The 12,288-nt window shown below is 34.7% G+C and carries 9 protein-coding genes; 7 read left to right on the top strand and 2 right to left on the bottom strand.

Annotation, left to right across the window (positions count from 1 at the left end):
- Positions 1 to 180 precede the first annotated feature (180 nt).
- From DF185_RS16890 to DF185_RS16915, 6 genes are all read left to right on the top strand, one after another.
- On the top strand, positions 181 to 2,385 hold the full coding sequence (locus tag DF185_RS16890; protein ID WP_110361938.1) for a bifunctional alpha,alpha-trehalose-phosphate synthase (UDP-forming)/trehalose-phosphatase: 2,205 nt from the start codon (positions 181 to 183) through the stop codon (positions 2,383 to 2,385).
- A gap of 155 nt (positions 2,386 to 2,540) precedes the next feature.
- Positions 2,541 to 4,118, top strand: a complete 1,578-nt coding sequence (nadB, locus tag DF185_RS16895; protein WP_110361939.1) for an L-aspartate oxidase — start codon at positions 2,541 to 2,543, stop codon at positions 4,116 to 4,118.
- A gap of 15 nt (positions 4,119 to 4,133) precedes the next feature.
- Positions 4,134 to 4,982 (top strand): carboxylating nicotinate-nucleotide diphosphorylase, encoded by an 849-nt coding sequence (nadC, locus tag DF185_RS16900; RefSeq protein WP_110361940.1) that lies wholly within the window; start codon positions 4,134 to 4,136, stop codon positions 4,980 to 4,982.
- Between the two features lie 24 nt (positions 4,983 to 5,006).
- Positions 5,007 to 5,933 carry a quinolinate synthase NadA gene (nadA, locus tag DF185_RS16905; protein WP_110361941.1) on the top strand — a complete coding sequence of 309 codons (927 nt, stop codon included), beginning with the start codon at positions 5,007 to 5,009 and terminating at the stop codon, positions 5,931 to 5,933.
- Positions 5,934 to 6,162: 229 nt separating this feature from the next.
- Positions 6,163 to 8,310 carry a tetratricopeptide repeat-containing sensor histidine kinase gene (locus DF185_RS16910; protein ID WP_110361942.1) on the top strand — a complete coding sequence of 716 codons (2,148 nt, stop codon included), beginning with the start codon at positions 6,163 to 6,165 and terminating at the stop codon, positions 8,308 to 8,310.
- Positions 8,311 to 8,406: 96 nt separating this feature from the next.
- Complete coding sequence (locus DF185_RS16915; protein ID WP_110361943.1) at positions 8,407 to 8,967, top strand: manganese efflux pump MntP; 561 nt, start codon at positions 8,407 to 8,409, stop codon at positions 8,965 to 8,967.
- On the opposite strand, the gene DF185_RS16920 is transcribed toward DF185_RS16915, so the two are convergent.
- Together DF185_RS16920 and DF185_RS16925 are read right to left on the bottom strand one after the other, a co-directional pair.
- The gene (locus tag DF185_RS16920) at positions 8,964 to 9,500 is read right to left on the bottom strand and encodes an FMN-binding protein (RefSeq protein WP_165836057.1); all 537 of its coding nucleotides are present in this window, start codon (positions 9,498 to 9,500) and stop codon (positions 8,964 to 8,966) included. The two genes, DF185_RS16915 and DF185_RS16920, sit on opposite strands and share 4 nt — an antisense overlap.
- A gap of 79 nt (positions 9,501 to 9,579) precedes the next feature.
- Entirely contained in the window at positions 9,580 to 10,749 is a 1,170-nt protein-coding gene (locus tag DF185_RS16925) for a putative porin (protein ID WP_110361945.1), read from the bottom strand.
- A gap of 200 nt (positions 10,750 to 10,949) precedes the next feature.
- On the opposite strand from DF185_RS16925, the gene DF185_RS16930 reads away from it, so the two are divergent.
- Positions 10,950 to 12,272, top strand: a complete 1,323-nt coding sequence (locus DF185_RS16930) for an SO_0444 family Cu/Zn efflux transporter (RefSeq protein WP_110361946.1) — start codon at positions 10,950 to 10,952, stop codon at positions 12,270 to 12,272.
- The last annotated feature ends 16 nt before the right edge of the window (positions 12,273 to 12,288 follow it).

Consider the following 12,288-nt stretch of genomic DNA (forward strand, 5'->3'; position numbering starts at 1 on the left):
ACAACAACACAAAACACACAAACAATCAAACGCTTAAGGAAAGAACATTGATATTGTCTGGAATAAGATCAATATTAATTAATAGTTAATTTTTAATTGTTTGCGTTAGATATGATTCGGAAAATAGAGATTTTTCACGAATATTAATAACATTTCTACCAAAATAAAAAACCACATTTTATGAATAGAATTCACATTGTCTCCAACAGACTTCCTGTAAGTATAAACGTAGAAAATGACAATATTGAGCTGATACCTAGCGTTGGTGGCCTGGCAACAGGTATGAGATCAGTTTACAAAGAATACAATGGCAAATGGATTGGATGGCCCGGATTGCCAAATGATGATTTAAGTGATGAACTTAAAACAAACATCGATGAAAAATTGAAAGGAGAAGATTGTGTATCGGTTCATCTGTCAAAAGAAGAAATCGATTTGTACTACGATGGTTTCAGTAACCGTACCATTTGGCCACTTTTCCACTACTTTGCTCAACACATCGATTATGATCCGAAGCTTTGGGAAGCATTTGTGAAGGTAAATCAGAAATTTGCTGACAAGGCACTTGAAACTTTGGAAGAAGGAGACACCATATGGATTCATGATTACCAACTTCTTTTGGTTCCAGAAATGATTAAATCGAAAAAGCCTGGCGTAACGGTTGGTTTTTTTCTGCATATCCCCTTCCCATCATTCGAAGTATTCAGAATTCTGCCATGGCGAAAAGAACTAATTCAGGGAATGCTTGGCGCTGATTTGATTGGATTTCACACCTTCGATTATCAGCGACACTTCTTTAGCTGTGTTCGCAGGTTAATGGGTTATGAGATCTCTTTTAATGAAATTCATATCGAAGACAGAATCATAATTGTGGATTCTTTCCCAATGGGTATTGACTATGACAAATTTAGAGATGCTGCCATTCAAACTTTTCAAAAGCCACTGCAGGAAAAATCGAAACTGCACCGCGAGTTAGAGAAATATTTCCTTGTTTCTCCGAACAGAAAGCTAATTTTGTCAATCGACAGACTGGATTATTCAAAAGGAATTCCAAATCGACTGCAGGCATTTGCTAAATTTTTGGAAGAGTATCCTGAGTTTATTGGTAAAGTTACTTTAATCATGCTGGCTGTTCCTTCAAGAGGTACGGTAGAACATTATATCAATCTAAAGCGTGAGGTTGACGAACTGGTAGGGAACGTAAATGGTAGATTTGGCAGTATTAACTACACTCCTGTTTGGTATTTTTATCGTTCCATGCCATTCGAAAATCTTATTGAACTTTATAGCTCCTGCGATGTAGCCTTAGTTACTCCAGTAAGAGATGGAATGAATTTGGTAGCCAAGGAATATGTGGCATCAAGAACAAACAGAACCGGAGTGATTATTTTGAGTGAAATGGCGGGCGTATCCAAAGAAATGGGAGAAGCGCTAATGATCAACCCAAACAACACGGGAGAAATTGCTCAAAGTATTTACCAGGCCTTAACCATGCCGTTGGATGAACAACGTGAGAGAATGATTTACTTGCAAGACAGAATCAAGCGTTACGATGTTTTCAAATGGTCATCGGAATTTGTCAAATCACTACGAAAAGTTGAGAAACTGCAAAGTTCAATATATGCTAAAAAAGTAAGTGATTCCATTTTAGAGAGCATTAAAACTGAATATGCTGATGCTAAGAAAAGATCCATTTTCCTTGATTATGATGGAACCTTGACTGGATTCAAGAAAAACCCTAACGATGCAAAACCTGATAAAGAACTGCACAACATTCTGTATAAACTGGAAGAAGATCCTAAAAATGTAATTACCGTTATTAGTGGACGAGACAGAGAAAGTTTAGAGTCATGGTTGGAAGGTCATAAAATCAACTTGATTGTTGAGCATGGAGTGTGGATTAAAAAACATGGCAAAGAATGGAAAATGCTAGCCAATGCAAATGATACCTGGAAACCTAGTATTCGTCCTATTCTTGAAACTTTTGTGGATCGAACTCCTGGTTCTTTTATCGAGGAGAAAAATTATTCTCTAGTTTGGCATTTTAGAAAAGCTGAACCTGAACAAGGTGAATTGAGAGCCAACGAACTAAAAGATGAATTAACTACCATGATTGCCAATCACAATCTTGAAATATTGGAAGGCAACAAAGTGATTGAGGTGAAAAGTGGTGGTATCAATAAGGGAATGGCTTCTCTGCAATTCCTGCAAAACCAGAATTTTGATTTTGTTTTGGCAATTGGCGACGACTGGACAGATGAATACATGTTTAGAGAACTGCCAGAATCATCGGTTACCATTAAAGTAGGCTTAAAACATACTGCTGCCAGGTATAAAGTAGACTCCGTAGCTAAAGTTCGCAGTTTACTTTCTGAATTGAAGTAAATTGAATACACATAGAATTGAAATTAAGGTGGCAATACTGTCACCTTTTTTTCTGATATTCAGTTTGAATTAATATTCCCGATGTATTTTTTCTCCAATTTTATTACTGATAGCTGGAAAATAGCTATTTTCGCACGAACCAAGATTTTTCAAAAATGTTACACAAACAATTCGATTTCTTAATAATCGGAAGTGGACTTGCAGGATTGTATTCAGCATTCGAAGCCTCAAAACATGGCTCTGTTGCTATCGTAACCAAATCTAAATTAGACGTTAGCAATTCATACTATGCTCAAGGAGGAATAGCTGCGGTAACCGATTCTGAGGATTATCCTCATTTGCATTTGGAGGATACCCTTACTGCCGGAAGAGGTTTGTGTGATTACACCCCAGTTGATATATTGGTGAATGAAGGTCCGGATCGAATTAAGGATTTGATTAATCTGGGAATGCAGTTCGATACAGAAAATGGTGAACTATCTCTGGCTTTAGAAGGTGGACATCACAGAAGAAGAGTATTGCACGCAGGAGGTGATTCAACTGGAAAAGAATTGGTAAGGTTTCTTATCCAGAAAGTTTTAAACACTTCCTCAATCACAATTTTCGAAAACCAAATGGTTTACGAACTTCTGGTTGAGGAACAAAAATGCTTAGGAGCGAAAAGTTTTAATTTAGATGACAATTCGAATCTTTGCATTCAAGCAAAATCTACCATACTAACTTTAGGAGGAGCTTCGGCAGTATACCAACGAACTACCAACCCGGAAACTACAGTTGGAGATGGAATTGCTTTGGCTTACAATGCAGGTGCTGAAATTACCGACATGGAATTTATTCAGTTCCATCCAAGTTCGTTTTACTCTGAAGAAGGCTATACTTTTTTAATCAGCGAAGCAGTTCGAGGCGAAGGAGCTCATTTAATCAACTCTAAAGGGGAAAGATTTATGACCCAAATTCATGAATTGGCTGAACTGGCTCCCCGAGATATTGTTGCGCGTTCCATTTTTAATGAAATGCAAAAGTGTGGTGATAAAAATGTAACGCTAAGCTTAAAACACCTGGATGGTGAAAAATTGAAGAATCGATTCCCTTCGATATATGCAAAATGCAAAGAATCTGGAGCTGACTTCTTGAATCAAATTCCTATTGCACCTGCAGCTCATTATACAGTTGGTGGAATTAAAACTGACAATAAGGGAAAAACAAATATTGATCATCTTTATGCCTGTGGTGAATTGGCATCAACAGGTGTTATGGGAGCCAATCGATTGGCATCGAATTCGCTTTTGGAATGCTTGGTGTTTGGTAAGCGAGCCATTCAACACGCTCAAAAAAATACATGTATAGCATCATTAAACACATGTCAGGAAGGTATTTCAGTTGACCATGATTTATCGGATTTATTTTTAAATCATGTTAATGATATCGCCAAAGCCATGAACACAAAGGTTGGGATCGTAAGAACAGCTCAACATTTGCAAGAAGTATTGGATTTACTGGATGAAGTAAAATCCAAGTTCCCTTTTAAAACCAATGAATACTACAGTATGCGTATGCAAAACCTATTAAGCGTATGTGCTTTAATTACAAGTGCTGCTTTGGCTCGAAAAGAAAGTCGTGGAGGTCATTATCGTGAAGATTTTAATACAGAAAATGAAGACTTTCTTGCCCACTCAGTGCAACAATTAAATAAAGAGCTTATTTTTGTGCCCGTAGAAATAAAATCAGAATAATATCATTTCATTCAAATGGAAGAAACAGGATTGAATATTCAGGAATTAGAATATATCATCGAACACGCTTTTCGTGAAGATATTGGCGATGGCGATATTACAACCAACAACTTGGTACCCGAAAACTCTGCTGCTAAAGCAAGTATGACTGCAAAAGCAGATGGTGTAATCGCAGGATTACCAATTGCTGAAAAAGTTTTCAAAAAATTAGATCCTAACTTAATTTGGAAACCATTGGTAAAAGATGGTGATACCATTAAAAAAGGGGATGTAATTGTTGAAATGGAAGGAAGTTTTAGAGCATTACTTACCGGTGAAAGGTTAGCCCTAAACTTGATGCAAAGAATGTCGGGCATTGCCAGCGAAACAGCAAAGTATGTTGCAGAAGTAAAGCACACCAATGTTCAGATTTTAGATACTCGAAAAACAGTACCTGGTCTAAGAGCTTTAGATAAATACTCTGTAAAAACAGGTGGTGGGACCAATCACAGAATTGGATTGTACGACTTGGTTATGATTAAAGACAATCATATTAAAGTTGCTGGTGGAATTGCTCCTGCAGTGGAACAGATCAGAAAATCAATACCAAATCATATTAAAGTTGAAGTAGAAACTACCAATATTGAAGAGGTAAAAGAAGCTTTAAATGCTGGTGCTGACATTATCATGCTCGACAATATGAGCAATGAAGACATGACAGAAGCTGTACAAATTATTGCTGGCAAAGCCAAAACAGAAGCTTCTGGAAATATGAGTTTGGAAAGATTAAAAGGAGTTGCTGAAACTGGTGTTGATTTTATATCAATTGGCGCACTAACACATTCAGTTACTGCACTAGATATCAGTCAAAATATTATTCTATAGTTTAAAGAAAGAGGTTTCCTAAAAATGGAAAATAAAGAGATTATAAGACAGATAGAGGAGTTGAAAAAGGCTAAGAATGCAATTGTTCTTGCTCATTATTACACACATCCTGAAGTACAAGACATAGCAGATTACATTGGAGATTCATTGGGCTTAGCTCGTGAAGCTGGTAATACCACAGCAGATATTATTGTATTTTGTGGAGTACATTTTATGGCAGAAACTGCATCTGTAATATCTCCTAATAAGAAAGTTCTAATTCCAGCACAAAAGTGTGGATGTTCACTTGCAGAAAGTATTACTGGTAAGGACATTCAGGAATGGAAAGCTAAAAATCCTGAAGGATTGGTAGTTTCGTATGTGAACACTACAGCTGAAGTAAAGGCTGAAACCGATTATTGCTGTACTTCATCAAATGCAATTCAGGTGGTTGAACATTTAGGAAAAGACAAGAAAATCTTCTTTACTCCCGATAAAAATCTTGGTGCATACATCGTAAAGAAAACAGGAATTAAGATGGATTTATGGGATGGAGATTGTTGCGTTCATGAGAGAATCGACAGCAATATGATTGTTGATATGGCCAATCAATATCCTGAAGCAGATATATTAATTCATCCGGAAAGTAATTGTGCCAATGATGATGATATTTTAAATATGCCAAATGCGTTCTTTTATTCTACTGCAGGAATTATTAAGCATGCGGCAGAATCGAATAAAAAGCAGTTTATCATTGCAACCGAATTGGGTACTTTACATCAATTGGAGAAAGCAAATCCTGAAAAAGAGTTTATCCTTATTCATCCAAAAACCATTTGTGGTTCGATGAAAAGGGTAAAACTACAAGGGGTGCTGAAAGCATTACAGGAAGAAAAATATGAGGTGAAAGTTCCCGAAGAAATATCAAACCGAGCAATAACATCCATTCAAAGAATGCTTGAAATCGGCTAACAACATTAAAAACCTTTCTATATTTTGGAAAGGTTTTTTTTACGATATTCTTTAGCTTTTTTAATGTTAATATCTTGCGAATTAGAAAAATATGGTATATTTAGCAATCATTAATAAAGCCATATAATAAATCAAGTAATAACCAATCTAAATAAACAAAAACCAAATAACAAATTCCCTTTTTTAACGTACACCAAACAGCTATTGTTAACGAACGATCTTTTATAAAATGCAATTTCCCCTTAAACTTGTATTATTAATTTTCTGTCTTCTCCCCTATTCTATTTTTGCTCAAGAGAAAATTGATCAACTAAAGAAGCAGTTAAAAATAGTACCAGATACTAGCAAAACTAAATTACTAATCAATATCTCCAATGAATACACTGCAACTAATCTTGACAGTGCTAATCTATATGCTGACAAAGCATACAATCACGCCAAAATCAATCAGGATAAATCGATTTTGTTCAGAGCTGGCTTAAATTTAGCCAACAGTTATTCTCAACTAGGACAATCCGAAAAATCATATAAATATCTTTTAGAAGCTAAAGCATTAGCTTATTCCCTGAGTGATACTGCAATGTTAGGAAGGGTATACCATTTTTTTGGTTACCATTTCTCTAAAAATAGTGAATATGACAAGGCTATACAAAATTTTAATATCGCAATTGAATATTGTAAAATATCAAGAAACGATCGAACTCATGCTAGTATTCTGAATGGATTGGGAATCATATACTGGGAACGTGGTAATTTAGAGGTAGCCTTGAAAAAATATTTAGAAGCATATGGCATTGCTGAGGATCTAAATGACACCAATTTAAAATTAGTTTTACTGCTCAATATAGCCAATATATATGCTGATGAAAGTAGAAATAATATAGCCCTTGAATACTACCAAAAAATTCTTGATTTAGCAATCAGAGATAAAAATCTTGATTCTCAAGCTATAGTATATAACAATATAGCTACCATTCACCAAGAAAATAAAGATTATGCGAAAGCTTTAGAGTTCTTTAAAAAAAGTCTGAACATCCACAACCAAATAGGTAACGAAGCAGGAGAGGCGCTAGCCATGAATAATATAGGGGAAAACTACTTCAAAACTGGAAATATCAAAGAAGCCATATTTTATATCGATAATTCTCTGGCAATAAATAGAAAATTAAAATTAGAAACGGATATTGTTTATAACCTGGAATCGCTAGCAAAAGTTTATTTATTTACAGGAAAATTGCAAAAAGCCTACGATATTATAACCGAAGGTCTAAAATTATGCAAGAAACTTAAGATAAAAACAATAGAACGTAGTTTCTTGCAGCTTAAATCGGAATACTACTACTCGGCTGGGAATTATAAAAAAGCCTACAAAACTTACGAGAACTACAATAAACTTAAAGACAGCCTAATAGAAGCCAATAAGTCTGATAAAATCGCTCATTTGCAAACCCAATTTGAAACCGAAAAAAAAGAAAAAGAAAACGAAATATTAAAAGTAACAAATGAGTTAACTCAGGAAAAATTAGATAAAGAAAAAGCATTCACCAACTACCTGATTGTGTTTTTTGTAATCACAATGTCCTTATTAATACTGGTTTACTTTTTATACAAATCAAAAACAAAAATCAACCAAAGAATCAATAAGATTAATGGTATGTTGGAAGAGTCGAATCAAAAACTAAAAGTAACAAATGCAACAAAAGATAGATTCTTTTCCATTATCGCTCATGATTTACGTTCCCCATTCAACTCTATTTTAGGATTTTCAGAGTTGATCAAAAGTGAATTAAAGGAGAGCCAAAATCTTGGTTTGATTGAAGAATACAATGCCAATATTAATGAATCGTCGCACAGTCTGTTTAACTTGCTTGAAAACTTATTACAATGGGCAAAAAGTCAACGAGGTGAACTCGAATTTAACCCATTACAATTTGATCTGCATCACTTGGTTCAATCAAATCTTATTATTTTCAAATTGAAGGCTGCAGATAAAGCAATTAAATTAAGTTCCGATATTCCTCCTCATACAGAAGCTTATGGCGACATCAATATGGTTAGTACAATACTTAGAAATCTAATTAGTAACGCTTTAAAATTCACTGAAAACAATGGAGACATAACCATCTCTGCCGATATACAAGATGAATTTGTATTCCTAAAAGTTAAAGATTCTGGAATAGGTATCAGTAAGGAAAACCAGGAGAAACTCTTTAAACTAGATTGTAATTATACAACAGTAGGTACAGCTGATGAAACTGGCAGTGGACTGGGATTAATTCTTTGTAAAGAGTTCGCAGAAAGAAATGGTGGAGATATTTGGGTAAAGAGTGAAGAAAATAAAGGCAGTGAATTTATACTTAGCCTAAAAATAGCGTAGACAAAATCTAAACAAATACAAAGCGATTCCTTTTTAAGAATCGCTTTTTTTAGCTTAAAATTTTCCTTCTATATTTGCCCCCCAATCTAATAAATCATGGAACTAGTAAGCATTTTTCTTATCGCATTGGGGCTTTCGGTAGATTCTTTCGCTGCATCGGTTTGCAGTGGATTAGCAATTAAAGACATCAGATTTCTACAGGCTGTAAAAATTGCATTCTTTCTTGCTCTGTTCCAAGGTGGAATGCCTGTAATTGGATGGTTTATAGGCTGGGAAATCAACGAATTGATTAAAGAATTCGACCATTGGATTGCTTTTATACTTTTGGCCGGTTTGGGAAGTAAAATGATCTACGAAAGTTTAACCAAGCACGAAGAAGATAACTCTTTTAATCCACTAAAATTAACTGTTTTGCTTGGAATATCTGTGGCAACAAGCATAGATGCACTTGTTGTTGGTTTTAGTATGGCATTAATTGATGTTTTTATTTGGTGGCCTGCGGTAATAATTGGTATTGTAACCTTTATTGCATCCATGCTTGGCATGTTGCTGGGCAAAAAAATTGGAAGTCAAACCAGTAAAAGATTCGAAGTGTTAGGCGGAATTGTATTAATTCTTATTGGTCTTCGAATCTTAATTGAACACCTGTTCTTTTAAAGCTTTCCTGTTTCTTTTAAATGAACCATTAACAAACTAAGCGATTTTATTCCATTTGTAATGGCTGGAGCTGATATGGTTGCTCCCGAAATTGAATCAATATCTTTATTGAATTCAAATTGTTCTCCGTTATACTTTCCTTCGAACTGTTTCAACCAATATTTGGCCATTATTTCGCCTCCATATGATGAGCGGTACACAAGAATTACGACTTTTTTAATGGTCATTGATTCATCAAATAGAACCAAATAATCAAACAGATCATTTTTTCCTTTTGAACTGGCAAAACCTGCTACTCCAATTTCGTTTCCTTCATTTATTAGTTTGCTAACAGATACTTTCTGGATACCTGGAAAGCTTGTAATATCAAATGAAGCCTCAGGTAAATCTTCAAATTTTACTTCTTCTGCACCAAAGGCACTCTTTATGGCTTTATCAATTCTTTTCTGAATTGGCTTTGGATACTTTTTGGCATTTGCATTACCACAAATCAACACTATCGATGCAACTAATAATATTCGCAATAATCTCATAGTAAGTTTAAATAACAGAAAACTGCAAAGCGAGTTGTTACACCCACTTTGCAGCATATAATTTGTCAAGAATTACGAATTAGAACCAAACTCCAACTCCGCAATTGATAAAGTTTTTCTTCAAATCATTACCATCCTTAAATCTTTGGTAATCTACTTTTACAACAGCTCCTTTAGCCAAATGGTAGCTTAATCCAACAAACCAGTCTTCACGATCGTATGCTTTGTTAGCTGTAATACCATCAACTTTGTGATGCGTGTTATAATTTTCGTAACGCACGAAAGGAACTAAAGCTTGCTTTTTACCATGCAACAAGTCGTACCCTGCTTCAACATAGTAACCTCTCATTTGCTTTCCTAAATCTTTTCCAGTCTTATCGTTATACTCTTTTACATCGCTAATGTAAGAGTGAATGTATTGTCCTTTTACCTGGAATGCATCAAGCTTGTAACGTAAGTCAAGTCCTAACATACTGATACCAACACGAGTTGAATCGGCAACTGCTTCTGCAAAATCATCATCTTTATCTAAACCATTGAATTCTGATGATTGAGTTTTCCCAAAGTAACCTGATAATCCAAGGTTAAGACCTTTAATTCCGTAGAAATCCACTTTTGCTGATACAGAAGGAGATGTAAATGTAGATTCAGCACCTTTTTGACGACCTTTTCTTAATCCATCAGATCCTCTTAATTTACCGCTACCATCAAAGCCGTTAAATCCGTTCATAACGTACAATTGGTATTTTAAAGGAGCATTAGCCAATCTACCTGTAACACCTACCCCAATTTCTCTCCATGTAGTTGGAACAATATACTTATCAACGCTAGGACGCTCAACACCATTAAAAGTAGTTGGTTCGTGATATTCATTAATAATACCCATTGGTACCAACATCAAACCACCTCGAATACTTGTGTTTGGCTTGATATTGTAATTTAAGAATGCTTGTTCTACATACAATTCTTTAACGTGTTCGTACTCAATCTCAGTTACAAAAGATGTTTTATCGTTGAATTGGTATCCAAAGAATAAAACCATTCTATGAACATCCATTTTTCCATTATATCTTTCATTACCGCTAATTTGCTGATTGTAGTGAACCTCGCCGTAACCACCAATACTTAACTTCTCATCCTTAATCTTCTCTAAAATAGTCGATCCAATGCTTTGTGGTTCTTTCTGATCTTGCGCATTAGCAACACCAAATGCAAAACAGATTGCTAATAGTAATAATACTTTTTTCATTTCGTTTTTTCTTAGGTTTTAATTCTGATAATCGTTAGTGTGATTATCTGCGACAAAATTAGATTCAGTCTTAATAAATAAAAATACCTACATGTTGGTATTTTTGGACATTTGAGTCTTTTATTCCGAAACTATAATTTGTGTTTAAGTATTTTAATAACTTTGAGAAGTCAAATACGGATTTAACTAGAAGAAAAAAAATGAATTATTTCAGCCAATTCATATACGATTTTATTGAGATTCTAAATGAAATGTCTCCTTATTTAATGCTAGGATTTTTTTTTGCTGGGGTATTAAAGGTGGCTTTTCCTCAACGCATTATCGACAAATATTTAGGACAAAAGAACAGTAAATCAGTGTTAAATGCTTCATTAATCGGAATTCCATTACCACTCTGCTCATGTGGTGTTATTCCAACAGGAATTTCATTTTTTAAAAGCGGTGCTACCAAAGGTTCTTCGGTTTCTTTCTTAATTTCAACTCCTCAAACAGGTATTGATTCCATTTTGGTAACCTATTCCTTATTGGGGTTGCCATTTGCTATCATTAGGCCTTTCATTGCTTTGGCAACTGGATTTTTTGGTGGCGTTTTAACCAATAGAATAGATGATTCTGATGAAATTCAGTCACCTGAGCAAACAAATAGTTGTTGTACTACATCGGAAAAAGATGATTGTGGTTGCGAATCAAATGACACAAAACAAAATAAGAAAAAGTCAAAGCTGTATACACTTTTCCATTATGCATTTGTGGAGTTCTTACAAGATATTTCAAAATGGCTAATCATTGGTTTGCTTTTAGCAGCAGTTATTTCAGTTCTAATTCCTGATGATTTCTTTAGTAGTTTTATTGGCAACGACTTAATTGGAATGTTTGTAATATTAATCGCTTCAATTCCTTTATACATCTGTGCGACCTCATCTGTTCCTGTAGCAGCAGTTTTAATGATGAAAGGTTTATCTCCTGGTGCCGCGCTTGTATTTTTAATGGCCGGACCTGCAACCAATGCTGCAACCATAACCGTATTGAATAAAGTTCTTGGTAAAAATACGATGTGGGCATATCTTATCTCAATAATTAGTGGAGCAATTGTTTTTGGATTACTTATCGACAACTTTCTACCAAGAGAATGGTTTACATTTGGTGGATTACACCATCACATGTCAGGGCATGAAGGACATTGGGAACTTCCTAATTGGCTAAAATGGGGAAGCAGTACAAGTTTGTCCTTACTAATACTTAATGGCTACATTCAAAAGTATATATCCTCAAAAAAGGAGATCAAAAGCACGGAACAAGAAATCCAAAAAGAGGAAAAATTAGTGAGTGTATATGGCATGAGTTGTAATCATTGTAAGAATAGTGTTGAAAAACACATTGGCTCTTTACAAAATATAAAAATTGCAGAAGTTAACCTTGAGCAGAAAATTTTACGTATGGTTGGTACCTCCATTAACTTATCTCAAATCAAAAAAGAAATAGAGAGTTTAGGTTTTGAATTTGATGAAAATGTAAAAAACTAAAAAATTTACTTTTCAA

This window comes from Marinifilum breve (assembly GCF_003202155.1).
GTDB lineage: Bacteria > Bacteroidota > Bacteroidia > Bacteroidales > Marinifilaceae > Marinifilum > Marinifilum breve.